The 23,870-nt window shown below is 73.6% G+C and carries 26 protein-coding genes; 10 read left to right on the top strand and 16 right to left on the bottom strand.

Translation table 11 applies throughout. The features are described 5' to 3' along the window. Positions 1 to 21: 21 nt before the first annotated feature. The 3 genes from fbaA (at position 22) to ACQPZA_RS36305 (ending at position 2,647) form a co-directional block, all read left to right on the top strand. Entirely contained in the window at positions 22 to 1,053 is a 1,032-nt protein-coding gene (gene fbaA / locus ACQPZA_RS36315) for a class II fructose-bisphosphate aldolase (RefSeq protein WP_433277028.1), read from the top strand. Positions 1,054 to 1,124: 71 nt separating this feature from the next. Then, positions 1,125 to 1,538, top strand: coding sequence for a DUF3151 domain-containing protein (locus ACQPZA_RS36310; protein ID WP_169397996.1), 414 nt, complete (start codon positions 1,125 to 1,127; stop codon positions 1,536 to 1,538). Between the two features lie 5 nt (positions 1,539 to 1,543). Next, the gene (locus ACQPZA_RS36305; RefSeq protein ID WP_433277026.1) at positions 1,544 to 2,647 is read left to right on the top strand and encodes an FUSC family protein; all 1,104 of its coding nucleotides are present in this window, start codon (positions 1,544 to 1,546) and stop codon (positions 2,645 to 2,647) included. A 12-nt stretch (positions 2,648 to 2,659) separates the two neighbouring features. Here ACQPZA_RS36305 and ACQPZA_RS36300 read toward each other — a convergent pair whose 3' ends face one another. Further along, positions 2,660 to 4,267: an ABC-F family ATP-binding cassette domain-containing protein gene (locus ACQPZA_RS36300; RefSeq protein ID WP_433277024.1), complete on the bottom strand. Its 1,608-nt coding sequence runs from the start codon at positions 4,265 to 4,267 to the stop codon at positions 2,660 to 2,662. A gap of 168 nt (positions 4,268 to 4,435) precedes the next feature. Between ACQPZA_RS36300 and ACQPZA_RS36295 the strand changes: the two genes are divergently transcribed. Further along, on the top strand, positions 4,436 to 5,098 hold the full coding sequence (locus tag ACQPZA_RS36295) for a lysophospholipid acyltransferase family protein (RefSeq protein ID WP_433277022.1): 663 nt from the start codon (positions 4,436 to 4,438) through the stop codon (positions 5,096 to 5,098). Between the two features lie 32 nt (positions 5,099 to 5,130). On the opposite strand, the gene ACQPZA_RS36290 is transcribed toward ACQPZA_RS36295, so the two are convergent. Continuing rightward, complete coding sequence (locus ACQPZA_RS36290) at positions 5,131 to 5,700, bottom strand: dienelactone hydrolase family protein (protein ID WP_433277020.1); 570 nt, start codon at positions 5,698 to 5,700, stop codon at positions 5,131 to 5,133. Positions 5,701 to 5,764: 64 nt separating this feature from the next. Here ACQPZA_RS36290 and ACQPZA_RS36285 point away from each other — a divergent pair, with 64 nt between their 5' ends. Further along, positions 5,765 to 6,352: an ArsR/SmtB family transcription factor gene (locus ACQPZA_RS36285; RefSeq protein ID WP_433277018.1), complete on the top strand. Its 588-nt coding sequence runs from the start codon at positions 5,765 to 5,767 to the stop codon at positions 6,350 to 6,352. Positions 6,353 to 6,395: 43 nt separating this feature from the next. Here the strand turns inward: ACQPZA_RS36285 and ACQPZA_RS36280 are convergent, their stop codons facing one another. The 8 genes from ACQPZA_RS36280 to ACQPZA_RS36245 form a co-directional block, all read right to left on the bottom strand. Continuing rightward, on the bottom strand, positions 6,396 to 7,685 hold the full coding sequence (locus tag ACQPZA_RS36280) for a reverse transcriptase family protein (RefSeq protein ID WP_433277016.1): 1,290 nt from the start codon (positions 7,683 to 7,685) through the stop codon (positions 6,396 to 6,398). A gap of 257 nt (positions 7,686 to 7,942) precedes the next feature. Beyond that, a complete protein-coding gene (locus tag ACQPZA_RS36275; RefSeq protein ID WP_433277014.1) occupies positions 7,943 to 8,722 on the bottom strand; it encodes an urease accessory protein UreD in 780 nt (259 codons plus the stop codon). A 5-nt stretch (positions 8,723 to 8,727) separates the two neighbouring features. After that, positions 8,728 to 9,432 (bottom strand): urease accessory protein UreG, encoded by a 705-nt coding sequence (gene ureG, locus ACQPZA_RS36270; RefSeq protein ID WP_433277012.1) that lies wholly within the window; start codon positions 9,430 to 9,432, stop codon positions 8,728 to 8,730. A gap of 11 nt (positions 9,433 to 9,443) precedes the next feature. Beyond that, positions 9,444 to 10,127, bottom strand: coding sequence for an urease accessory protein UreF (locus tag ACQPZA_RS36265; protein ID WP_433277010.1), 684 nt, complete (start codon positions 10,125 to 10,127; stop codon positions 9,444 to 9,446). Beyond that, positions 10,127 to 11,845: an urease subunit alpha gene (locus tag ACQPZA_RS36260; protein WP_169398003.1), complete on the bottom strand. Its 1,719-nt coding sequence runs from the start codon at positions 11,843 to 11,845 to the stop codon at positions 10,127 to 10,129. Before ACQPZA_RS36260 ends, ACQPZA_RS36265 begins: the two co-directional genes overlap by 1 nt. Then, a complete protein-coding gene (locus ACQPZA_RS36255) occupies positions 11,842 to 12,219 on the bottom strand; it encodes an urease subunit beta (protein ID WP_169398004.1) in 378 nt (125 codons plus the stop codon). Before ACQPZA_RS36255 ends, ACQPZA_RS36260 begins: the two co-directional genes overlap by 4 nt. 1 nt (position 12,220) lies before the next feature. Next, positions 12,221 to 12,523 (bottom strand): urease subunit gamma, encoded by a 303-nt coding sequence (locus ACQPZA_RS36250; RefSeq protein ID WP_433277009.1) that lies wholly within the window; start codon positions 12,521 to 12,523, stop codon positions 12,221 to 12,223. Positions 12,524 to 12,588: 65 nt separating this feature from the next. Next, positions 12,589 to 13,314, bottom strand: coding sequence for a hypothetical protein (locus ACQPZA_RS36245; RefSeq protein WP_433277008.1), 726 nt, complete (start codon positions 13,312 to 13,314; stop codon positions 12,589 to 12,591). A gap of 87 nt (positions 13,315 to 13,401) precedes the next feature. Between ACQPZA_RS36245 and ACQPZA_RS36240 the strand changes: the two genes are divergently transcribed. Then, positions 13,402 to 14,682 carry an adenylosuccinate synthase gene (locus tag ACQPZA_RS36240; protein ID WP_433277007.1) on the top strand — a complete coding sequence of 427 codons (1,281 nt, stop codon included), beginning with the start codon at positions 13,402 to 13,404 and terminating at the stop codon, positions 14,680 to 14,682. A 177-nt stretch (positions 14,683 to 14,859) separates the two neighbouring features. Then, complete coding sequence (locus ACQPZA_RS36235) at positions 14,860 to 16,068, top strand: PQQ-binding-like beta-propeller repeat protein (protein ID WP_433277005.1); 1,209 nt, start codon at positions 14,860 to 14,862, stop codon at positions 16,066 to 16,068. A 21-nt stretch (positions 16,069 to 16,089) separates the two neighbouring features. Here ACQPZA_RS36235 and ACQPZA_RS36230 read toward each other — a convergent pair whose 3' ends face one another. The 4 genes from ACQPZA_RS36230 to nth form a co-directional block, all read right to left on the bottom strand. Continuing rightward, positions 16,090 to 17,286 (bottom strand): MarP family serine protease, encoded by a 1,197-nt coding sequence (locus ACQPZA_RS36230; protein WP_169398008.1) that lies wholly within the window; start codon positions 17,284 to 17,286, stop codon positions 16,090 to 16,092. Between the two features lie 103 nt (positions 17,287 to 17,389). Then, complete coding sequence (locus tag ACQPZA_RS36225; protein ID WP_433277003.1) at positions 17,390 to 18,085, bottom strand: NUDIX hydrolase; 696 nt, start codon at positions 18,083 to 18,085, stop codon at positions 17,390 to 17,392. A gap of 19 nt (positions 18,086 to 18,104) precedes the next feature. Further along, positions 18,105 to 18,755, bottom strand: coding sequence for a TlpA family protein disulfide reductase (locus ACQPZA_RS36220; RefSeq protein WP_433277001.1), 651 nt, complete (start codon positions 18,753 to 18,755; stop codon positions 18,105 to 18,107). A gap of 49 nt (positions 18,756 to 18,804) precedes the next feature. After that, positions 18,805 to 19,539, bottom strand: coding sequence for an endonuclease III (gene nth / locus ACQPZA_RS36215; RefSeq protein ID WP_169398023.1), 735 nt, complete (start codon positions 19,537 to 19,539; stop codon positions 18,805 to 18,807). A 252-nt stretch (positions 19,540 to 19,791) separates the two neighbouring features. Between nth and ACQPZA_RS36210 the strand changes: the two genes are divergently transcribed. From ACQPZA_RS36210 to ACQPZA_RS36200, 3 genes are all read left to right on the top strand, one after another. Then, the gene (locus tag ACQPZA_RS36210) at positions 19,792 to 20,043 is read left to right on the top strand and encodes a hypothetical protein (RefSeq protein WP_169398010.1); all 252 of its coding nucleotides are present in this window, start codon (positions 19,792 to 19,794) and stop codon (positions 20,041 to 20,043) included. A gap of 179 nt (positions 20,044 to 20,222) precedes the next feature. After that, a complete protein-coding gene (locus tag ACQPZA_RS36205; RefSeq protein ID WP_169398011.1) occupies positions 20,223 to 20,897 on the top strand; it encodes a Crp/Fnr family transcriptional regulator in 675 nt (224 codons plus the stop codon). A gap of 103 nt (positions 20,898 to 21,000) precedes the next feature. Further along, complete coding sequence (locus ACQPZA_RS36200; RefSeq protein ID WP_433276998.1) at positions 21,001 to 22,257, top strand: MFS transporter; 1,257 nt, start codon at positions 21,001 to 21,003, stop codon at positions 22,255 to 22,257. A gap of 7 nt (positions 22,258 to 22,264) precedes the next feature. On the opposite strand, the gene ACQPZA_RS36195 is transcribed toward ACQPZA_RS36200, so the two are convergent. Further along, positions 22,265 to 23,056, bottom strand: a complete 792-nt coding sequence (locus ACQPZA_RS36195; RefSeq protein WP_433276996.1) for an MBL fold metallo-hydrolase — start codon at positions 23,054 to 23,056, stop codon at positions 22,265 to 22,267. Continuing rightward, positions 23,053 to 23,862: an NUDIX hydrolase gene (locus ACQPZA_RS36190; protein WP_433276994.1), complete on the bottom strand. Its 810-nt coding sequence runs from the start codon at positions 23,860 to 23,862 to the stop codon at positions 23,053 to 23,055. Before ACQPZA_RS36190 ends, ACQPZA_RS36195 begins: the two co-directional genes overlap by 4 nt. Positions 23,863 to 23,870 lie beyond the last annotated feature (8 nt).

Genomic DNA, 23,870 nt, shown 5'->3' with positions numbered 1-23,870 from the left:
GACGTCGAGGAGGGCCAGACCGTGCCTATCGCCACCCCCGAGAAGTACAACGAGATGTTGGACAAGGCCAAGAACGGTGAGTACGCCTACCCGGCGATCAACGTCACGAGCACGGAGACGCTGAACGCTGCGCTGCGTGGCTTCGCCGAGGCGGAGAGCGACGGGATCGTGCAGATCTCCACGGGCGGGGCCGAGTTCCTGTCCGGCACCGCGGTCAAGGACATGGTGACCGGGGCCGTGGGGCTCGCGGAGTTCGCGCACGTCGTCGCGGCGAAGTACCCGATCAACGTCGCGCTGCACACCGACCACTGCCCGAAGGACAAGCTGGACAGCTACGTCCGGCCGCTGATCGCGATCAGCCAGGAGCGTGTCGACCGCGGGGAGAACCCGCTGTTCCAGTCGCACATGTGGGACGGGTCGGCCACCGAGCTGCACGAGAACCTGCGGATCGCCGCCGAGCTGCTCGACCAGGCCGTCAAGGCGAAGATCATCCTCGAGGTCGAGATCGGCGTGGTCGGCGGCGAGGAGGACGGCGTCGCCAACGACATCAACGAGAAGCTCTACACCGCCCCCGGCGACTACGAGGACACGGTGGAGGCGCTCGGCGGCGGCGAGAAGGGCCGGTACCTGCTGGCCGCCACGTTCGGCAACGTGCACGGCGTCTACAAGCCGGGCAACGTCAAGCTGCGCCCGGAGATCCTCAAGCAGGGCCAGGAGGTCGCCACCGCGAAGCTGGGGCTGGCGGCGGGGTCGAAGCCGTTCGACCTGGTCTTCCACGGTGGCTCGGGCTCGCTGCTCGAGGAGATCCACGAGGCGCTGGGCTACGGCGTGGTGAAGATGAACGTCGACACCGACACGCAGTACGCCTTCACCCGCCCGATCACCGACCACATGTTCAAGAGCTACGACGGCGTGCTCAAGATCGACGGCGAGGTCGGGAGCAAGAAGGCCTACGACCCGCGCACGTACCTGAAGGCGGCCGAGATCGGGATGAGCGAGCGCGTCATCGTCGCGTGCGAGAACCTGCGGTCCACGGGCACGACCCTGCGCTGAACCGGGTGCGCCGGTCGTCGCGCTCCGGCACTCGTGTCCAGGCACCACGCGGAGGACGGCAAGATGCTGGCATGACCCTGCACGGCAACCTGCTCGGACCAGAGCCCACCCTGCTGCCCGTCGACCCGGCCGCCGCGGAGCTCGACCGCGGCGTCACGCCTGAAGAGGTCGCGGCGGCGCATCCGACGTCGTCCCTCGCCTGGGCGGTGCTCGCCGAGCGGGCACTGGAGAACGCCCTGACGATCACCGGTTACGCCTACGCGCGTACGGGCTACCACCGGGGCCTCGACCAGCTGCGACGCTCGGGCTGGAAGGGCTTCGGCCCGGTCCCGTGGTCGCACGAGCCCAACCGGGGCTTCCTGCGGGCGCTGGCCTCGCTGCAGCGCGCCGCTGCCCTCATCGGGGAGACCGACGAGGCGGAGCGTTGCCTGGTCTTCCTCGTCGACTCCGACCCGGCCGCCGCGGCCGCCCTCGGTCTGGGCTGACGTCCTTGCCTGCAGCGGTGCGGCTGGACCGGGTGCGCGCCCGGTTCCAGCACGGCTTCCGCAGGCTCGAGGTGTCCGCGGTCCCGATCACGCAGTGCGCGGTGGCCGCGGGACTGGCCTGGTTCGTCGCCTACAACCTGGTCGGTCACCCGCGGCCGTTCTTCGCACCCATCGCGGCGGTGATCAGCCTCGGCGTGTCGCTGGGGAGCCGGCTCCGCCGCGTGGCCGAGCTGGTCCTCGGGGTGAGCCTCGGTGTGCTCGTCGGCGACCTGCTGATCTCCTGGATCGGGAGCGGAGCCTGGCAGATCACCCTGGTCGTCGGGCTCGCGATGGCCATCGCGGTGTTCGCCAACGGCGCCACACTGCTCGTCGCGCAGGCCGCGTCGTCCGCGGTGCTGGTGGCGACCCTGCTGCCACCCGGTGAGGCCGGCGGGATCGACCGCTGCCTCGACGCCTTGATCGGCGGTGCCGTCGGCGTGCTGGTCGTGGCCGTCCTGCCGACGGACCCGGTGGGTCCGGCCCGCCGGCAGGGACGTGCTCTGCTCGACGAGCTGGCCACCGTGCTCGCCATGACCGCCGACGCGCTGCGGGCCCGCGACGCGAGCGCCGCCGCCGCGGCCCTGGAGCGCGCCCGGGCCAGCCAGCCGCTGATCGACGAGCTGCGTGCCGCGCTGCGGGGCGGCCAGGAGGTCACCACGGTCGCTCCGTTGCATCGCAGGCGTCGTCGTGTCCTCGGCCGGTTCGCCGAGCTCGCGGAGCGGGCCGACTACGCGATGCGCAACGCCCGCGTCCTCGGGCGCCGCGTCTACACCGCCCTGGAGAACGACGAGCCCGTCGCACCCGAGCTGGCCGACCTGCTGGGCGAGCTCTCCGCCGCGGTCCGGGCGCTCACCGACCAGCTGGGGCGTGAGGGCGACCGGGAGCGCGCCCGGGAACCGGTGCTGGACGTCGTCCGGCACGTGGCGGCGCTGTCCGACGGCTGGGCCGGCGGCCCGTCGGAACAGGTGATCGTGGCGCAGCTGGGTTCGATCGCGCTGGACCTCCTGCAGGCCACCGGCCTGACCCGCGCGGATGCGCTGGCGGCGATGCGGGACCAGCGCCGGATCTGACGGGGCCGACGGTCAGGCGGGGCGGCCGTCCCGCAGATGCAGCTCGCGGCCCGTCCAGCGCCTGCGCAGCCACCGGTCGTGGCTCGCGACCACCACCGCACCCGGGCTCGAGCCGAGCGCCTCCTCCAGCTCCTCGACGAGCGCGGGTGAGAGGTGGTTGGTCGGCTCGTCGAGGAGCAGCAGCTGCGGGGCGCCTGCCACCAGCAGCGCGAGCTCCAGGCGCCGGCGCTGCCCGACCGACAGCTCCGCGACGGGCCGGTCGAGGTCCCGCGGCTCGAGCAGCCCGAGCGTCGCGAGCGGGGTGGCGGTGGCCCGCTCCGGTCCGAGCCGCTCGGCGTACACCGAGCTCGCGGAGCGGGTCGACGGCTCGATCGCGATGTCCTGGGCCAGCAGCCCGACGCGCAACCCGCGGCGGCGGTGCACCGTGCCGTCCACCGGGTCCAGCCGACCTGCCAGCACCGCGAGCAGCGTCGACTTCCCTGCCCCGTTGGGTCCGGTGACCAGCAGTCGGTCGGATGCGGCCACGTCGAGATGGTCGAGGACGAGCCTGCCGGGCAGGTGCACGTGGCGCAGCGCGGCCGCCGGCCCGGCGGCCGGCGTGCCGACAGAGGCGGTGAACCGCAGGGGATCCGGTGGCCGCGGCACCTGCTCGCGCGTGAGCTCGTCGAGCCGGCGCTCGGCGTTGCGCACGCGCCGCGACAGCTGCCGCGCCACCCGGCCGCCGAAGAAGTCGTACGCCATCTTGTCGTTGTCCCGGGGTGGACGGTCGTGGGCGACGCGCCGCGCGGTGACCGCCACCGCGTGGCGCAGCGCCTCCAGCTCGTCCTGCTCGGCGGCGTAGCGCTGGGCCCAGCGCGCCCGCTGCGCGCGGCGGGCCTCCAGGTACTGGGTGAACCCGCCGCCGTACCGCGTCGGGCCGCCGAGCGCGGGATCGAGGTCGACCAGGTCGGTGCACACCGCGTCCAGGAACGCGCGGTCGTGACTGGCGGCGAGCACCACTCCCGGCAGCCGCCGCAGGTGCTCGGCGAGGAACCCGGCCCCGTCGTCGTCGAGGTGGTTGGTGGGCTCGTCGAGCAGCAGCGCGCCGGGCCGACGCACGAGCAGCGCGGCGAGCCCGAGCCTGGCCCGCTGCCCTCCGGACAGCGTGTCGAGCCGCCGCCCGGGGTCCACCCGGGCGAGCCCGAGGCCGGCCAGCACCAGCTCGGCCCGGCGGTCGGCGTCCCAGGCGTCGTGGTCGTGACACCACTCGAGTCGGTCGCCGTAGCGGCGCAGCACGTCGGGATCGTCGGGACGGCGTGCAAGCTCGGAGGCCAGTTCGGCGAGCGCGTGGACGGCCGCCCGGGCCTCCCGCAGTGCGTCCGCGAGCACGTCGGCGACCCGCGCCTGCGCGGGATAGGGCAGCTCCTGGTGGCCGTAGCCGACGTCCGGTGGCCGCGAGACGCTGCCGGAGTCGGGTTCCTCCACGCCGGCGAGCAGCCGCAGGAGCGTCGACTTCCCGACGCCGTTCTCCCCGATCACCCCGATCCGGCTGCCGGGCGCGGCTGTCAGCGACACACCGTCGAGGACGGCGCGGTCGCCGTAGGTCTTGACGAGGTCGTGAGCGATGAGTGCTGCGGGCACGCGGGACCACCGAGGGGTCGACGGAGCGTCCACCGGGCGAGGCCGCTGGCGTGGACGCGTGGCGTGGTCAGATCCGCATGACCTGGCCAGAATGCAGCCATCCGGGTGGTTGTGCAACGGATTTGGCGACCGCGGGAACCACGGTCGCGCCGCCTACGTTCACGGCCCGTGCATCTGGTCGTTCGCTGGCTCCTCGCGCCGTTCGTCCGGTTCCTGTACCGGCCGGTGGTGCACGGCGCTGAGCAGATTCCCCGCTGCGGGCCGGTGATCATCGCCGCCAACCACCGGGCCGCCGTCGACACCGCGGTGATCGCGCTGACGGCCGGGCGGCCCGTCTCGTTCCTCGGCAAGGCGGAGTACTTCACCAGGACCGGACTGCGCGGGCGCGCGTTCGCCTCGTTCCTGACGGCGCTGGGTTACGTCCCCGTCGACCGGGCCAACGCCAAGGCCGGGCTCGCGGCGCTGCACGCCGCCCGCGCGGTGCTCGACGCCGGCGGGGTCTTCGCCATCTACCCCGAGGGCACCCGGTCGCTCGACGGACGCCTGCACCGCGGCCACACCGGCGTCGCCACGCTCGCGCTGAGCACCGGTGCGCCGGTCGTCCCGGTGGCACTGATCGGCACCGAGCGGGTGCAGCCCGTGGGAGCCCGGTTCCCGCGCCTGCGCCGCGTGACCGTGCGCTTCGGGGAGCCGCTCGACTTCACCCGCTACGACGGGCTCGAGGGCTCGGGCATGATCCGCCGCGCCGTGACCGACGAGATCATGGACGCGATCGCGAGCCTCTCCCACCAGGAGTACGTCGACTCCTACCACGAGCGCCCGGCCGCCTGACCCGATCGGGCCAGTGACCGCTGAGCGGAAGCTCAGTGCTCGGCGAGGAAGGCGAGCACCCGCTCCCGCACGAGCGCAGCAGCGTCCGGGTCATAGCCGGCCAGCGAGCTGTCGGCGAACAGGTGGCTGTCGCCGGGGTAGAGGAACAGCTCGGCCCTGTCGGCCTCCTTGACCAGAGTCCGGGCAGCGTCGATGTCCTCGAGGAACCACGGGTCGGACTCCATCGCATGCACCTGGACCGGGACGCCGGTGGGCCATGAGGTGCCGAACTCCGACACCGGCACGCACGAGTCGAAGAACAACGCGCCGCGCGCGCCCGGCCGCGTCTGGGCCAGCGCCTGGGCCGGCATCACGCCGAGGGAGAACCCGGCGTAGACCAGCTCGGCCGGCAGCCCCTCGGCGGCTCGGATGCCCCGGTCGTGCAGCACCTGGAAGCCCACCTGCCTGGCGTACGCGATCCCGTCGTCCAGCGTCTCGAACGTGTTGCCGTCGTAGACGTCGGGCGTGTGCACGGTGTGGCCGGCCTTGCGCAGCTCGTCGGCGAACGCCGTGACCCCGGCGGTCAGCCCCTGGGCGTGGTGGAGCAGCAGGACCTCGGCCATGGTGGAACTCCCTATGCTCGCGGCGCCGCCTGTCAATGATCCAGAATACTAGAATGATCCAACTATGTCGATCAATAACCAGGTCCCCGACTACGACCTGGACGACCGAATCGTGCTCACCGCACCGGCCGAGCTGCGCGCGATGGCGCATCCCCTGCGGTCGACGGTCCTCGACCTGCTCCTGGAGCGGGCCGCCACGGTGTCCGAGCTGGCCGGCGCCGTCGGACGGCCCAAGAGCACGATGGCGCACCACGTGAAGGTGCTGGTCGACGCCGGCCTGCTCCGCGTGGTGCGCACGCGCCGGGTCCGCGCCATCGACGAGCGGTTCTACGGGCGTACGGCGCGGTTGTTCTTCGTCGGGCCGGTGCCACTCGAGCAGATCACCCCGCTGCCATGGACGAACTATCTCGCCGACGCGGCTGAGGAGTCGACCGCGGCGTACCACGCCGACCGGATGTGGGCCAACCACCGCCATGCCCGGATCGCCCGGCCGCAGGCCGCTGCGTTCTGGCGTCGGGTCGAGGTGCTGGTTCAGGAGTTCAGCGAGCTTCCGCGCGACGGCGACGAGGTCTACGGCTTCGTGGTCGGCCTCTACCCCACCGACCACCCGACTCTTCCCGAGGTCCAACCGGACGCGACCGCCGGACCGTGAGCAGCCGGCCGACGCGCCGCATGGCGGTGATCGGCCTGACGCGTCAGCCCGGCCACCGGATCTCGGCGAAGCGCGCTCGCAGGCGGGCACCCCGCGCCGGGTGGGCGGCCTCGACCCAGGAGATGCGGCCCAGCAGGTGCTCGCGGAACGCCGGGTGGTCGGAGCGGTTCTGTGCGTCCGGCCCGGTGCGGGCGCAGTTGTGCAGCAGACCCCGCAGCGCGTCGTACTCGCGGCGCGGGGTGGCCGGCCGCGCGTTGACCACCAGGCCGGTGATCTGCTGCCGGTGGTGGGCCGGCAGCACCCGGGTCTTGTCGGCGCGCACCCGGAACCCCTCCTCGGCCGCGATCTCCGTGACCCGGGCGGCGATGCCGTGGGCCGGCAGCCTCGCCCCACCGGAGAAGACCAGGTCGTCGGCGTACCGGCCGTACTCCGCGCCGACGGCGGCCGCGAGCCCGGCGAGGCGGCGGTCGAGCCGGTGGGCGAGCAGGTTGGCCGTGGCCGGTGAGGTCGGCGCCCCCTGCGGGAGGTGCGGCGTGGCGAGCCGGTCGAGCAGCCTGCGCCGGGAGTCCAGCACGTCCGGCGGCGCGGGTGGCGCGCCTCGCAGCACGTGCACCGGCGTGCTCGTGACCAGGAGCCCGGCCAGCGCCGAGGCCACCGCCGGTGGGTACCCGGCGGCGCGCATCAGACCGGCGATCCGATCACCGGTGACGTGGCTGAAGAAGCCCTCCAGGTCGAGCCGGACCACCATCGCCCGGCCCGCGTGCGCCGCCGCGAGGGTGAGCGGTGAGCGGCCGCGGACGTAGCCGTGCGCGGCGGCGTGCACCGGGATGCGGGCCAGTACGTGGCGTCCGATGCGCCGTTGCAGCTCCTGCAGCCGAGGAGCCGGGGTCTCCAGCAGCCGCGGGACGCCCGACCGCGAGGCCGTCCAGCGGGTCCGGTAGTGGTGCAGTGGCCCTTCCGGCCTGCGGTGCAGCCAGCCGCCGCGGTCGGCGAACCAGTCGAGCTCACCCGCACGCAGGTCCAGGCCGCCGGTCACCGCGTCGAGGCTGCTCCACCGCGTGACCGGCCAGCGCCAGACCGGCGCAGCCGGCTCCTCGGGCCGCAATGGGCGCGTCCCCGGCCGGGCGGCGAGCAGCGCGGCGATCTCGGCCACCACCCGGGCCACGTGGCTCCGCGGCCTGGCGCGCCAGCGGCCGAGCAGGAGCGCGACGACGTCGCCGATCTCCTCCGGACTCCTCCACCCGGGTAGCGGGGCCAGCCGCTCGGTGAGGGCGTCCAGGCGCCACGGACCGGCCAGCGCGGCGTTTGCGACGACGGGTGGGTGGGGCGCCACGTCAGATCCGCGCCGGACCTGTGGTGATGCAGCGGCGTGCGACGACCGGTGTTCCCGTCGGCCGCGCACTGACGGCACTGCGTTCGTGCCCGGGGTGCGCGGGACGCCATGCCGCAGAGAGGTGGTGCACCCCGGGGTTGCCCCGGAGCCACGAGACCCGCCGGGTGGTGCTTGGGCGGATGCTCGCCGTCTCGTCCGTACGCCGCTGCATCGAGGAGTGAACCTAGCGCCACGGGCCGACAAATCCGCCCGGAGCCTCAGGGGGCTGCGGAGGTGAGCGTCGTCGCGGCCCAGCCGGGATGGCCGGCGATCGCGAGCGCCAGCCCTCGGCCCGCCGTGACGGCGTCGGTGCCCACGGCCGTGGCGAGCGACCCGCGCCCGGCGAGCGGGCTGAGCGACCACCACTCGCCCGCCAGACCGGTGGGCGGGTCCTCGCCCCACACCAGCACCTCGGTGCCCAGCACGCGGCGCCCGGCGAGGTGGGCGCCCGATGCGTGCAGCGTCGGATCACCCAGCTCCTGCTCCTGCACGAGGAGCGGGCGGGCCGTGGCGGTGTCCACGACGCGGGTGAGCCCCAGGTAGCGCCCCGACGGCTCCGCGGTGCGGCCGGCCACCAGCACCTCGCGGCAGCGCAGCCGGGCGCCGGCTCCCAGTTCGGCGTGCAGCTCGCCACGGTGGTCGGCACGCCGGGTGACCACGGTGGGCTCCGGCAGGTACTGGACGGCGGCGCCGTCAGCGACGGTGAGCCGGACGACGAGCCGGCTCGGTCCGGACGTCCCCTGCCCGGGCAGGGCGAGCGTGGCGGCCACCCCCGTGAGGACGAGGTGCGCCCCCGGCCCGACGACGACCTCGAGCCCCACGTCGTCGCCGCCGAGCGGGGTGGTCGCCGAGCTCAGCATGTGCACGGTGGCGGCCGGGGACCGGGACGCCACGGCCCCGCGCTGGGGCAGCAGCGTCAGCGGCGGCTGGGACCGCAGCTCACGCACGACGGTGCGCGCGCCGCGCCGTTCGACGACGATCCGCGCTCTGGCCAGCACGACGATCAGGCGGCGGGCACCCGCACCGCGGCGAGCTGGGCGAGCACCCACTCGCTGACGTCGGAGGCGGCCGGGTCGGTCACCAGGGACTGCGCGATCACGGGCAGCTCGCCGCGCATCCGGTGCGCGTCGGAGGTCATCACCTCGAGGTCGGCACCCACGTACGGGGCGAGATCCACCTTGTTGATCACGAGTAGGTCGGCGGTGGTGACGCCGGGGCCGCCCTTGCGCGGCACCTTGTCCCCGCCCGCCACGTCGACGACGAAGATCTGCCGGTCGATCAGCCCGCGGCTGAACACGGCCGTCAGGTTGTCGCCGCCGCTCTCCACGAGTACGAGGTCGAGGTCGCCGAACCGCTCCTCCAGCAGCTCGACGGCGTCCAGGTTGGCGGTGATGTCGTCGCGGATCGCGGTGTGCGGGCAGCAGCCCGTCTGCACGGCCTCGATCCGGTCGGGGGTGAGCACCCCGGCCCGGCGCAGGAAGTCGGCGTCCTCGGTGGTGTAGATGTCGTTGGTCACCACGCCGAGGCGCAGCCGCGACCCGAGCGTGCGGGCCAGGGCGGCGACCAGCGCCGTCTTGCCGCTGCCCACCGGGCCGCCGATGCCGATCCGCACCGCCCGGCCGGACGGCGCCTGCGGGACGTGCGGGTCGGGCTCGGTGACCGTCGGGTCGAGCGAGTGGCCGTGGCCGTGTCCGTGGTCAGCACTCATGAACTGGCTCCTTAGGAGACAAAGAGACGCACCTGCTCCCGGTGGTGGTGAACGTGGGCCTGGGCCATCAGGTCGAGCACCGGCGCGCCCGGCGCGGGCAGCCGGTCGGGCGACAGCGCCGCGGCCTGCGCTGCCTGCGCGACCACGGCGTCGAGCGCGGGGCGCAGCGCGACGATCGCGGCGTTCACCGCCAGCGGGTCCAGCCCGAGCAGCCGGACCGCGGCCGACGCCGGGCCGCTCACCGCGAGGTACGCCAGGCACCGGGCGGCTTCGGCCGGGCTGCCGCCGTCGATGCCGACGACGGCTCCCACCAGCAGGGCGTGGTGGGGCCGGGGCGCCACCGCGCACAGGGCGTCGAGCACCGGCGACGGCCAGGAGAGCCGGGCCGCACGCAGGGCCGCCCGGCCCTGCGCCCGCGACGCGTCGCGCTGGGCGGCTGCCGGCGTGCGGGCGTCGAGCTCGCCGTCGAGCACCGCCCAGCCGGCGTCGGCCCGGGTCGCCGCCACCACCGCGGCCGCCGCGAACGCGGCCCCGACGAGACCGGTGGTGCGCAGCCGTCCGGACAGGAACGACCCGAGGTCGGGCACCCCGGTGATCAGCCCGCGGGCCGCCGCCTCCTCGACGCCGCCGGAGTGGACGTGCCCGCCGCCGGGGAAGCGGGCGTCGGCCAGCGTGAGAGCCGCGAGGCTCGCCATCAGAACAGGAAGTAGCGCTGGGCCATCGGCAGGACGTCAACCGGGGCGGGCTCGACGAGCTCACCGTCGATCCGCACGGCGAAGGAGTCGGGGTCCACCCGCACGTCCGGCGTGGCGTCGTTGGCGATCATGTCGGACTTGCGGACGGACCGCGTGTCGGCCACGGCGGCGGACCGCTTGGTCAGCCGCAGCCCGTCCAGGCCGCCGTGGTCCAACGCTGCCTGCGCCACGAAGTTGACGCTGGTGTCGGCGGCCACCAGCGGCGCGGCCCCGAACATGGGCTGCGGCAGCACCGGCTGCGGCGTCGGGATGGACGCGTTGGCGTCACCCATCTGCGCCCAGGCGATGAACCCGCCCTTGAGCACCAGCTCGGGCCGGACGCCGAAGAACTTGGGCTCCCACAGCACGAGGTCGGCGAGCTTGCCGACCTCCACGGAGCCGATCTCGTGCGCCATCCCGTGGGCGATCGCGGGGTTGATCGTGTACTTCGCGACGTAGCGCCGGGCCCGCAGGTTGTCGGCGCCCCCGTCGCCCGGGAGGGCTCCGCGTGCGGCCTTCATGACGTGCGCGGTCTGCCAGGTCCGGATGATCACCTCGCCGATGCGGCCCATTGCCTGCGAGTCCGAGCTCATCATCGAGATCGCGCCCATGTCGTGCAGCACGTCCTCCGCGGCGATCGTGGTGGGGCGGATCCGGCTCTCGGCGAACGCGAGGTCCTCGGGCACCCCCGGGTTGAGGTGGTGGCAGACCATGAGCATGTCGAGGTGCTCGTCGATCGTGTTCACCGTGTGCGGGCGCGTCGGGTTGGTCGACGACGGCAGGATGTTCGCCCGGCCCACCACCTCGATGATGTCCGGAGCGTGCCCGCCGCCCGCGCCCTCGGTGTGGAAGGCGTTGATCGAGCGGCCGGCGATCGCCTCGAGCGTGGACTCGACGAAGCCCGCCTCGTTGAGGGTGTCGGTGTGGATCGCCACCTGCACACCGGACGCGTCGGCCACCCGCAGGCAGGCGTCGATCACCGCCGGGGTGGTGCCCCAGTCCTCGTGCAGCTTGAACCCGCCGGCGCCGGCCCGCAGCTGCTCCCAGAGCGCCTCGGCGCTGGTGGTGTTGCCCTTGCCCATCAGCAGCACGTTGATCGGGAGGTGGTCCATCGCCTGCAGCATCCGGGAGATCGCGCGCGGCCCGGGCGACACGGTGGTGGCCTTGGTGCCGTCGGCGGGCCCGGTGCCCCCGCCCGCGAGCGTGGTGAGACCCGACGCGAGCGCGGTGTCGACGAGCTGCGGGCAGATGAAGTGGACGTGGGGGTCGATCCCGCCCGCGGTGAGGATCCGTCCGTTGCCGGAGATCACCTCCGTGGACGGGCCGATCACCAGCGCGTCGTCGACGCCGTCCATCGTGTCGGGGTTGCCGGCCTTGCCGATCCCGACGATCCGCCCGTCCCGGATGCCGATGTCGGCCTTCACCACACCCCAGTGGTCGAGCACGACGGCGCCGGTGATCACCAGGTCGGGAGCGCCCTCCGCGCTCGTGCGCGCCGACTGGCCCATCGACTCGCGGATCACCTTGCCGCCGCCGAAGATCACCTCGTCACCCGACGCGGCGCCGCGGCTGCGGTCCTCGGTGACCTCGATGAGCAGGTTCGTGTCGGCCAGCCGGATGCGGTCGCCGACGGTGGGGCCGAACAGGTCGATGTAGCGGGCACGCTCGATCGACGTCACTGCTGTCCTCCGTAGGCGAGCGGGCCGGGCTCGGCTCCGCGCTCGTCGAGCGCGCCGGCGAACTCGACACGCAGGCCCGGCACGCGGCGGGCCCCGGCCAGCGGGACGAGCGTCACCTCGCGCTCGACGCCCGGCTCGAAGCGCACCGACGTGCCGGCCGGGATGTCGAGGTGCCTGCCCCAGGCCGCTGCCCGGTCGAACGTGAGCCCGGGGTTGACGGCCGCGAAGTGGAAGTGCGACCCGACCTGGACGGGGCGGTCCGCCGCATTGGTGACGACGAGGGTGATCCGGTCGCGACCCGGGTTGAGCGGGACCGCCCCCTCGCCGGGGATGATCTCGCCGGGGCTGCCCGGTGCCGCTGCTCCGCCTGCCACGTCAGACGATCGGGTCGTGGACGGTGACGAGCTTCGTGCCGTCGGGGAACGTGGCCTCGACCTGCACCGAGTCGATCATGTCGCCTACCCCGTCCAGTACGTCGTCGCTGGTGAGCACCTCGCGGCCGCTCGACATGAGCTCCCCCACGCTGCGACCGTCACGCGCGCCCTCCAGCACGTGGTCGGTGATCAGCGCCACCGCCTCGGGGTAGTTCATCCGCAGCCCGCGGGCGCGCCGGGACCGCGCGACATCCGCCGCGACGTGGACGAGCAGCTTGTCGCGCTCCTGCGGACTCAAGTGCATGCAGACAGTTCTAATCCGGCTTTGTTAACGCCACGGTTCGATCACGTTTCGGGGAACGGCGGTGATCACCCGATCGAGGGACGGACCAGTAGCCAGTTCTCGATGTGCCGGTACCAGGTCCAGCGCGGCACCTGACGCGGATGCGCCACGCCGTCGCTGACGACGGTGGCTGGCCGGCAGCCCACCTGCACCGCTCGGCCGAGCGCGGAACCCCGCCCGCGCGGGGCCCGTGGCGCCACGGCCCGCACGCGGCCGTCGGGGGTGCGTCCGGCCCAGCCCGCCCGGACGGCGATCCCGTCCGGGCCTGCGACCACCACCAGCCGCCGGGCGGTGCCACGCAGCACCAGCACGTTGTCGCAGTAGCACTCGCCGTCGATGTCCCGGATCTCGGCGCGACCGACGAGCACCCCGCCCCCGTCGTCCCGGACGAGCGGTACGGACGACGCCGTGCCGGTGAGGGCGAGCCGCTCCGCGTCCGCCCCGCTCGGGAGGCCCCACGCCGTGGCCGCGGCCGACGGCCCCGAGGGCAGATACGCCACCTCGACGGCCAGCCGGTCGGTGCGCAGCAGCCGCACCAGCACGGCGGCGAGGTCGGCGTCGGTGCCCGCCACGACGACCCGGCGCGGCTCGTGCTGGGCGAGGACGGGGTCGATCGCCGTGCGGTCCGGTCGGGCAGGCAGTGCGACCACGGGCACCTCCGAGGGGCGCCCACTACTGTGGACCGGGAGCCGCGTGACCTGACCGTCGTCGGAGCAGGCCAGCAGCACCACTGTTGAATCGATCGTGCTCACCAGATCGGTTACCCTCCCCGCCGCGGTGATGGGGCACGCGCCGCGCTCGCTGTATCCACCTACGGGTGGCTAGGACTGGAGTTTCACATGCCGGCGATCGTGCTGATCGGCGCCCAGTGGGGCGACGAGGGCAAGGGCAAGGCCACCGACCTCCTCGGTGGACAGGTGCAGTGGGTGGTGAGGTATCAGGGCGGCAACAACGCAGGCCACACGGTGGTGCTGCCCGACGGCCAGGACTTCGCCCTGCACCTGATCCCCTCCGGGATCCTCACGCCCGGCCTGCGCAACGTGATCGGCAACGGCGTGGTGGTGGACCCGGGGGTGCTGCTCGACGAGCTGTCCGGGCTCGAAGCCCGCGGTGTGGACACCAGCAACCTGCTCATCAGCGCTGATGCGCACTTGATCATGCCGTACCACGTGGCCATCGACAAGGTCACCGAGCGGTTCCTGGGCAAGGCCAAGATCGGTACCACGGGCCGCGGCATCGGGCCCGCCTACCAGGACAAGGTCGCCCGCGTGGGCGTCCGGGTGGCCGACGTCCTCGACGAGAAGATCCTCCACCAGAAGGTCGAGGCCGCCCTGGAGTTCAAGAACCAGGTGCTGGTCAAGGTCTACAACCGGCGCGCTCTCGACGTCGACGAGGTGGTGGACACCGTGCTCGCCCACGGCCGCCGGTTCGCCGACCGGATCGCCGACACCCGCCTCCTGCTCAACCAGGCCATCGAGGCGGGGGAGACGATCCTGCTGGAGGGCTCGCAGGGCACGCTGCTCGACGTCGACCACGGCACCTACCCCTTCGTCACCAGCTCGAACCCGACGGCGGGTGGCGCCGCGGTCGGCTCGGGCATCGGCCCCAACCGGATCACCCGCGTGATCGGGATCCTGAAGGCCTACACCACCCGCGTCGGCTCGGGCCCGTTCCCCACGGAGCTGCTCGACGCCATGGGCGAGCACCTGCGCAAGGCGGGCGGCGAGGTGGGCGTCACCACCGGACGGCCCCGCCGCTGCGGCTGGTTCGACGCCGTGATCGGCCGCTACGCCGCGCGGGTCAACGGGATCACCGACTTCTTCCTCACCAAGCTCGACGTGCTGTCGGGCCTGGAGAAGGTCCCGATCTGCGTGGGCTACGAGGTCGACGGCAAGCGGATCGACGAGATGCCGATGACCCAGACCGACGTGCACCACGCCCTGCCGGTGTACGAGGAGCTCCCCGGCTGGTTCGAGGATCTCTCGGGGTGCCGGACGTTCGACGATCTCCCGGCCGCCGCGCGTGCCTACGTGCACCGCATCGAGGAGCTCACCGGCGCGCCGGTGAGCGCGATCGGCGTCGGGCCGGGGCGCGACCAGACCATCACCCGCGACGTCTGACCGGAGAGGGCCCCGGGCCCTGGAACGGGCGAGGTCGACGTGAGCGGGGCCGCAGCCACGGCCAACCCCCACCACGTCGACCTCACCCGTTCGGACGGCCGGTGCCGCCCTGATCTGTTCGCGAGCGGTAAGCCGGAGAACCCGGGAGCCGTCGTTCCTGATCCGTAGCGTCGAGCCATGGCTCTTTCCCGGTTCTCGGCCTGCGCAGCGGCGCTGGTCGCGGTGTCGGCGCTCGCCTCCTGTGCCGCGCCCGCGGCGGCTCCCCCGCCGCCCGCTCCGCCGGCGAAGATCGTGCTGCCGGCGGGAGCACCGGGCACGCCGTCCTGGGCGCCGTGGCCGTCCGCCCTGCACGACGCCCGGCACTCGGGGGCGTCCACGGCGGAGGGGCCCACGAACGGCGCGGTGCGGTGGCGGCGCAAGCTGGAGGGGGCGGTGACTCCCGGGCCCGTCGTGGGGGCCGACGGCACGATCTTCGTGGCCTCCAACGGCGGTGTGCTGCACGCCCTGAACCCGGTCGACGGGACCGATCGATGGACGTACGACTCGGGTACGCCCTCCGGCGGTGACCTGTCGATCTCCCCGCTGGTGCTGCCGGACGGCACCGTGCTGTTCCCGGCGGACAACCGCCTGATCGCCCTTTCCTCCACGGGGCAGCAGTTGTGGTCGGAGCCGTTCGCGGCCCAGGTCACCTCGCCGGTCACCGTCGACGGGAAACGCGTCTACGTCGGCGACTCGTCCGGCACCGTCACCGCGCTCGACGTCTCCGCACCCGACGGGCACTGGGTGGCCTGGCACGTGAACGTGGGGACGACGTCGTACGGGTCCGTCGTCACCGACGGGAATGGCCGCATCTACACCACCGCGGACTCGGCGCTCGTGGCCCTCGACGACCAGGGGGCGTCCGCCCGCGTGGCGTGGCGGTCGGACCCCCACGACGACATCACCGAGGTGTCCGCGGGCCTCGCGCCGGACGGCACCGCGCTGCTCGGCACGAACGGCAGCAACGAGTGGGCGTACCGCCCCGACGGCACGCTGCTGTGGAAGGCGCCGAGGGTGATCACCTACTCGTCCCCGGCGGTCACCGCGACCGGACTGGCGTACGTGGCCGACCACAGCGGGGTCGTCCACGGCTTCGACGTCCGCACCGGCGCGGAGACGGCCCGCTACGGGCCGGTCCCGGGACAGATCTGGAGCTCGACGATCGTCGACCGCGCCTACCGGCTCTACTTCGGCGGCCAGAACGGGCACGCCTACGGGTTCGACGGCGGCGGCAGGCAACTCTTCGACGTCGACCTCGGCGGTCCGGTGGACAGCTATCCCGCGCTGACCGCCGACGGCGCCCTCGTCATCGGCAGCGGAAACGGGTTCGTCACCGCGATCGGCTGAGCCGCCCGCCCCGGCCGGGGCTCAGGCCGCGCAGTTGCCCGTGTCGGCCTCGGAGCGCAGGTTGCCCGCGGCCTGCACCACGGGCGCCACCTGGTCGACGGTGAGGACGAAGCCGGTCTCCTGGTCGTCCAGCGCCGCACCGAAGACCACACCGATCACGCGGCCGTCCGGGGCGACGAGCGGGCCACCGGAGTTGCCCGACCGGACCACGGCCCGGACCGTGTAGACCTCGCGGGTGACCTCGCCGTCGTCGTAGATGTCGGGGCCCTTGAGGTTGATCATGGACCGGATCTTGGCCGGTGTGGCCGTGAACGGGCCGTCCAGCGGATAGCCGAGCACCACGGCGTCGTTGCCCGGAGAGGCGGGCTTCGGGTCGAACGTCAGCGGCTTCGCGTCCAGATCGGGCACCCGCAGCACCGCGAGGTCGACCCGGGGGTCGTAGAGCACCACCTCGGCGGTGAGCTCCACCGTGCGCCCGCGCCTGTTGACCACCTCCACACCCGTCTCGGACGTGCCGGCGACGACGTGGGCGTTGGTCAGGACGAGCTGGGGCCCGATCACGAACCCGGTGCCCTCCAGCTGCCGCGCGCAGGACGGGGCGCGACCGCGGATCTTGAGCACGCTGCTGCTCAGGTCCTCGATCATGGGGCTCCGCGCGATGGCGGGGTCGGGGGGACCGACCTCCGTGATCGGCGTCTCCGCGAACGGGCTGAGGACGTCGGGGAAGCCGGAGTTGTTGAGCAGCTGCCGCAGCTCGGCAGGCAGCGCCTTCGCCCCGGCCGGCATCACCGAGTCGACGGCCCGGAGCACCTCCGACCCGCGGACCCCCGAGGCGAGGCCGGGGAAGCTGGCCGAGGCCAGCGGCAGCGCGACGAGCCACGCCGCGATGACCACGGTGAAGGCCTGCAGCACCGAGCCCAGCGTGGAGTCGACCTGCAGCGAACGATGGCCGGTGATCCGGTCGCGGATGCGCCGCCCGAAGAAGACCCCGGTGGTCTCGCCGAGCGCGACCAGCAGCACCACCACGACGACGCTGACGATGACGCGCGTGGTGGGCGCCTCCACGCCTGCGGCCAGCAACGGCGCCAGCCGCACTCCGAGAACCGCGCCGGTGAGCACGCCGACGAACGACAGCAGCGCCACCGCCATGCCGTGGCGCCACCCGGACACCGCCGCGATCAGCGCCAGCCCGAGTACGACCCCGTCGACCCAACTCATCGCCGGGCCTCGCGAAGGCGCTGCATCGATGAGTCGCGCGCGGGGTCATCCGTTGTGCGACCTCGCGTGCGCGCGTCCCGCCCGGCTGCCCGGGGCACCGCGCTCATGATCCTGCGACCTCCTGCCGACCGGCCCGTGCCGCGGACCACGCTGTGCCCAGATCGTCCATCCGGGAGGTGTCCCAGGGGCGCGCCCAGCCCCCCAGATCCAACAGAGCGGACAATAAGCCCCCCGTAAAACCCCAGACGAGCAGCCCCGCAACGGCGAACGCGGGACCGCTGGTACCTGAGGGGTTACGGACCAGGAGCCGGTTGGCGGGCTCGACCAGCGACGAGATGGGCACCCGCACGACTGCTGCGGTCTCGCCCGTGTCGACGGCGTGCACCGCGACCGGACGCTCCCAGTGGGCGACCACGGGGGTGACGACGAAGCCTGACGGTGGGATGAACAGCTCGGGCAGCACGGCCAGCGGTGCGACCCCGGCCGGCTCCACGCCGGTCTCCTCCTCGGCCTCCCGGAGAGCGGTGGCGATGGCGTCGCGGTCCTCCGGGTCGGCGCGGCCGCCGGGGAAGGCAACCTGACCCGCGTGGTTGCGCAGGGTGCTCGCCCGCTCCACGAGCAGCACGTCGGGACCGTGCACCGGATCCTCGCCGAAGAGCACCAGCACGGCTGCCCGCCGCCCGCCGGAAGCGGGGGGTCGGATGTGGTGGTGGGTCAGCGTGGCCGCGTCGGCGTCGCCGACGTTCTCCAGCAGCGGGTGTAGCCAGCCCGGGGCGCGGTCGGGCCGCAGGGTCGTCACGGCCTGGTCTCCTTCATCGTCACGACAGGCGCTCCACGGCCGCCGCGACGTCGTCGGCGCTGCGGAACGGCACGGGCGGGTCCACCCGGGTGACGCTGCCGTCGGCACGCACGACGTAGGACACGGGAAGCGCGGGCGGGATGTCGAGGGCGGCGCGCAGTGCGCCGTCGGGGTCGGTGACGGACGGGATCGTGACGCGGATGTCGCGCAGCAAAGCCAGCGCGGCACGCGGGTCGTCCCGGGAGTCGATGCCCAGCACCCGCACGGCACCCGGCCGGGCGGCGTAGGCGGCCAGCGCGGGCAGCTCGTCACGACAGGGCCCGCACCAGGAGGCCCAGACGTTGATGAGGGCCGGACGGCCGGCGAGGGCCGTGCCGACGTCGACGGAGCCGGGCGCGCCGAGGCACGGGACGGTGACGCCGGCCAGTGGACCGGCAGCCGGAGCGCCGCCACCTGTGGGGCACGGTGCGCTGCGGGCGGCGGCACGCAGCGGCGCGAGCTCGGAGTCGGGGACCGAGACGGCCGTGGGTCCCGCCGCATCCTGTGCGGGCGAGGGCCGCTCCGATCCGCTGCGCGGCCACAGCGCGAACACGGCTGCCGCTGCCAGCAGTACGACGACGAGCGTGGTGACCAGCTCGGACCGCCGGGCCCCGGTCCGCGTGGGACTCACCGACACGCCTGGCGGTCGTACCGGTGGTGGAGCCCGTGGTCGAGCCGCGTCATGGCGCGTCCTGGCCCTCGCCCGTCGGCTCGGGCGCGGGGGCCTCGTCGTCGGGGATGCCGGCCATGGCGAGCAGGTGGGGCCGGGAGGGGCCCTTGAGGAGCGCCGCGGCCTTGATCGGATCGGTGGGGCCGGTGCCGTAGGCGGGGCAGTCGGCGCTGAGGGTGCAGGCACCGCACGCGGGCTTGCGGGCGTGGCAGACCCGGCGGCCGTGGAAGATCACCTGGTGGGACACGATCGTCCAGTCGCGCTTCGGCACGAGCGCTCCCACCGCGTGCTCGACCTTGACCGGGTCCTCCTCCTGGGTCCAGCCCCAGCGCCGCACGAGACGGCCGAAGTGCGTGTCGACGGTGATGCCCGGGACGTCGAAGGCGTTGCCCAGGATCACGTTGGCCGTCTTGCGCCCGATGCCGGGGAGGGCGACCAGCTCCGCGAGGGTGTGCGGCAACACGCCGTCGTGCTTCTCGACGACGGCGGCTCCCAGCCCGATGAGCGAGCTGGCCTTGTTCCGGAAGAAGCCGGTGCTGTGGATCAGCCCCTCGAGCTCGGTGCGGTCGGCCTTGGCGTAGTCGAGTGCCGTGGGGTAGCGCGCGAACAAGGCCGGGGTGACCGAGTTGACGAGCTTGTCGGTGCTCTGTGCGGACAGGATCGTGGCGACGGCCAGTTCCAGCGGCGTGCGGAAGTCGAGCTCGCAGTGTGCGTCGGGATGGGTGGCGGCAAGGGTGCGCAGCATCCGTCCGACCCGCCGGGCCCGGCCGAGGGACGGCTCCCCGTCGGCCACCCTCTTGGCAAGGCGTGCCGCGTTCCGCGAAGCGGTGGTCACGCTTCGAGCCTACGGCGCGCCACCGACACGCTGCGACGGCGCCGGTCAGCAAGCGCCCGTGACGCACCGTGACTGCGATTATCACGAAGTGGTATCGACACGCCGACGCGCTCGACCCCTGCGCGACGGTCCCCATCACCCGTGCGAGACCATCCACCCGTCATGACTGCCTGGTTGTCCGTCCTCGTGCCACTGCTGGTGATGTTCTTCGCGCTCGGAATGGAGCGCGTCGAATCCAAGCTACGGGAGGCCACTGTCCGGCCGGAGGAGCTCGAGGAGCTCCTGGAACGACCGCGCCCCGACGAGGTCCGGGCCTTGTTCAGGCAGGGCACCGGGCGGGCGCTCGAGCTCTTCCGCCTGCGCAACCGCAACCAGCGGGGGCGGCGGTCGCCGAAGCGCAGCAAGGCGGCGTGACCCGTCCGTGGCTCCACCTGGGACCGGTCGAACCGTACTGAACTGGGCTTATAGGTGACGAAACCTCCTGGCGGCGCCCACGGAAGGGCGGTTGCGACGGCACGCACGTCTGACGCACCCCCTAGACTGGCGCGCCAGTGGTCCGCCGCGTGCGAGCGGCCGGGACGAGGGGCGGTGCAGTGGACGAGGTTCTGATCCGCGCGGGGATCTTCCAGGGAGTGGAGCCGCACGCGGCCGACGCCCTGGCTCAAGCGCTCGAGCCGGCGGAGTTCCCACGGGGACACGTCATCTTTGCGGAGGGCGAGCCGGGCGATCGGCTCTACATCGTGGGCAGCGGCAAGGTGAAGATCGGGCGCAAGTCGCCCGATGGTCGCGAGAACCTGCTGATGGTGGCCGGGCCCTCCGACATGTTCGGAGAGTTGTCGATTTTCGACCCGGGGCCGCGCACGTCGTCGGCCACCGCGGTCACCGAGGTGCGCACCTACACGATGGACCGCAGCGCGTTGCGGGAGTGGATCGGGAAGCGGCCCGAGATCGCCGAGCAGTTGCTGCGCGTGCTCGCGCGGCGGCTCCGGCGCACCAACAACATGCTCGCCGACCTGATCTTCACCGACGTGCCGGGCCGGGTGGCGAAGTCGCTGCTGCAGCTCGCGCGCCAGTTCGGGTCGCAGGAGTCGGGTCTGTTGCGCGTCACCCACGACCTCACCCAGGAGGAGATCGCGCAGCTCGTCGGCGCGAGCCGGGAGACGGTCAACAAGGCTCTGGCCGACTTCGCACACCGGGGTTGGCTGCGGCTCGAGGGCAAGAGCGTGCTCATCCTCGAGCCCGAGCGGCTGGCCCGCCGGGCCCGGTAACGGTCCGTCGATCGAGCGCTCCCGGCGTCCCGCCGGGAGCGCTTTTTCGTGTGCGGAACAAAGAAGTGGTACGGACGTACCAGAATGTGTCACGCTGGTGCGCGTGTCGTCCTCGTCCGCATCCCTCGCCGACTACCGAATCGTCCTGACGGCTCCGGGCGCTCCTGGCCCGGTGCTCACCTCCGCGATCGGCCGCCTGCCGATCGCGATGTTCGGCCTCGCCACCCTGCTCTACGTGCAACGGGCCTCCGGCTCGTTCGCCGCCGCGGGCCTCGTGTCCGCGGGTATCCTGGCCGGGGAGGGGATCGGCGCGGTGGTGCAGGGCCGGGTGATGGACCGGCGCGGGCCCACGTGGCCGCTGCTGCTCGTCGCCGTGCTGTTCGGGGTGGCCGGCGCCGCTCTCGTGACCGCGGTGGAGACGGGCCAGCCGCTGCCGGTGCTCGTGGCGCTGGCCCTGGTGGCCGGGCTGGTGCAGCCCGCGCTCCCGGGGGCGTCCAGGGCACTGTGGAGCGACCTCGTCCCGCCCGGCCGCCTGCGCGACACCGCCTACGGCTACGAGGCCATCAGCCTGGAGGTCTTCTTCATCCTCGGGCCGGCGATCGCCGCGTTCCTGGTGGCCGCCCCGTGGCCCGGTACCGGCGTGGTGGTCGCTGTCGCGTTGATGGCCGTGGGTTCGGTCGGATTCGCCCTCACCCCCGCGGTCCGGGCCCGGAGCGCCGCCATGGCGGCCCGCGGCGACCAGCCGGCCTCGTCCGTCGGTCTGTTCGGTGCGCTGGCCCGGCCCGGCATGCGCACCGTTGCGCTCGCGTCGCTGGGCTTCGGGCTCGTCGTCGGCACGGTCGAGGTCGGGGTACCCGCCGTGACGGCCGCGGCGGGCTCGGCCGCCACGGGAGGCCTGCTGCTGTCAGCGTGGTCGGTCGCCTCGGTGGTCGCAGGGGTGATCTACGGGATGCGGCCATGGCCGCGGCCGTTGCACCTGCGGATGCCGGTGCTGCTCGGCGTGTTCGCGGTGTTCGTCGCGATGATGGCGCTGACCGGCCCGCTCGAGTCGCTGCCCGTGCTCGTGGTGACGATGCTCCTGGCCGGAGCGGTCATCACCCCGCAGGTCACCGCCCACTCGATGGCCGTCGAGATCGCCACCCCGGCCGGGACGGCGTCGGAGGCCTTCGGCTGGGTGATCACCGCCGCCACGCTCGGGCTCGCCGCAGGACAGTCGTTCGCGGGCTTCGTGGTGGAGGCCGCCGGCCCGCCCGCGGCCTTCCTCGCGGGCGGCGCGTCGGGCGCGGTGCTCGCCGTGGTGCTCTGGCTGCGCCGGGCCACGCTCGCCCCGTCGGCTGAGCCGGCCTCGGTGCCTGCCTGACCGGGGCTCAGCGCTCCGCGCGCAGGTACTCCAGCTGCGCCCGCACCGACCACTCCGCGGCGGGCCAGAGCGTCCGGTCGACGTCGGCGTAGACCAGTTCAACCACCTGCTGCGCCGTGGCGTCCGGCCCGAGCCGCCCCAGCGCCGCCCGGACCTGGTCGAGCCGCTGCTCGCGGTGGGCCAGGTACGTCGCGGCCGTCGCGGGGGCGTCCGGGAGGTCGGGGCCGTGCCCGGGCAGCACCGTCGTGCCCTCGGGCAGCTCGGCGAGCCGTCGCAGCGAACCGAGATACGGCCCCAGCGCGCCGTCGGGATGCGCGATCACCGTGGTGCCGCGACCCAGGATCGTGTCGCCGGTGAGGACGGCGGTGGCGTCGCCCGGACCGTCGAGAAGGAACGACAGCGAGTCCGACGTGTGTCCCGGCGTGCCCACCACCCGCAGCTCGACGCCGGCGGCCGCCACCACGTCACCGTCCCCGAGCGCCTCCGAGCCCAGCACGAGCGAGGGGTCCAGGGCCCGTACCGGTGCCCCGGTGAGCTCGGCGAAGCGCCGCGCCCCGCCCGCGTGGTCGTGGTGCCGGTGGGTGAGGAGCACCAGCGCCACGGGGCCGTGGGCCGCGACCCGCGCCAGGTGCTCCTCGTCGTCCTCTCCGGGATCGACGACGACGCACTCCTGCGCGCCGGGAGCGCGCAGCACCCAGGTGTTCGTGCCCTCCAGTGTCATCGGCGACGGGTTCTCCGCGAGGAGCACCGATGCCAGTGCCGTGACGGGGCGCAGCTCGCCGTACGCCGGGTGGCTCACGCGCTTCCTCCGGGGACGATGCGCTCCACGTCCAGCTGGAAGCCGGGATCGTCGGGCAGCACGACGACGACCTTCCCGCCCTCCCGACGCACCTCCGGCGTGACCGGCCGCACCACGCGCTCGTCGGCGGCCGCCAGCACCGCGGCGCTGTCGGGGTGCTCGGCGATCTCCTGCAGCGTGCGGATCGTCGGGGCCATGAGCTCGATCTCCCCGCGCTGCCAGTGCTCCAGCGCCTCGGCGGGATACCACCACGCGGCCTCGACGGCCTCCGTCGTGTGGGCGTCGGCCTCCTGGCCGTCCGGGACGAGCGCGACGAAGAAGACGGTGTCGTAGCGGCGCTTGACCGCCGGAGGCGTGATCCAGCGCGCCCACGGCCGGAGGAGGTCGGCGCGCAGCACGAGCCCGGTCTCGGCGAGCATCTGCCCCAGCGTCTGCCGCCGGGCCACGAGGTCGGACCGGTGCCGCTGCAGGTCGGCCGGGAGCTGCGGGGTGGCCAGCAGCACGCCGCACTCCTCGAACGTCTCCCGCACCGCGGCCTGCACGAGAGCACCGGCCAGTTCGGTGTCGCACGCGAGCCGCTCGCCCCACCACGTCGGGTCCGGGCCGGCCCACGACGCGAGCCCGGCACGGTCCCCTGCGTCGACCCCTCCGCCGGGGAAGACCGTCATGCTGCTCGCGAAGGCCATCTCGGCCACCCGCCGTTGCAGGAAGACCTGGAGGGGAGTGCGCCCGGGCGGTGGGGCAGGGGCGTCGCGCACGAGCAGCACGGTCGCCGCGGGCCTCGGAACGACGGGTTCGGAGGGCATGGACGGAC

The sequence above is a fragment of the Pseudonocardia xinjiangensis genome (assembly GCF_050948425.1).
Lineage (GTDB): Bacteria > Actinomycetota > Actinomycetes > Mycobacteriales > Pseudonocardiaceae > Pseudonocardia > Pseudonocardia xinjiangensis.
The sequence above is the reverse complement of the archived record's forward strand: the minus strand, read 5'-3'. Positions and strand labels throughout refer to the sequence as shown.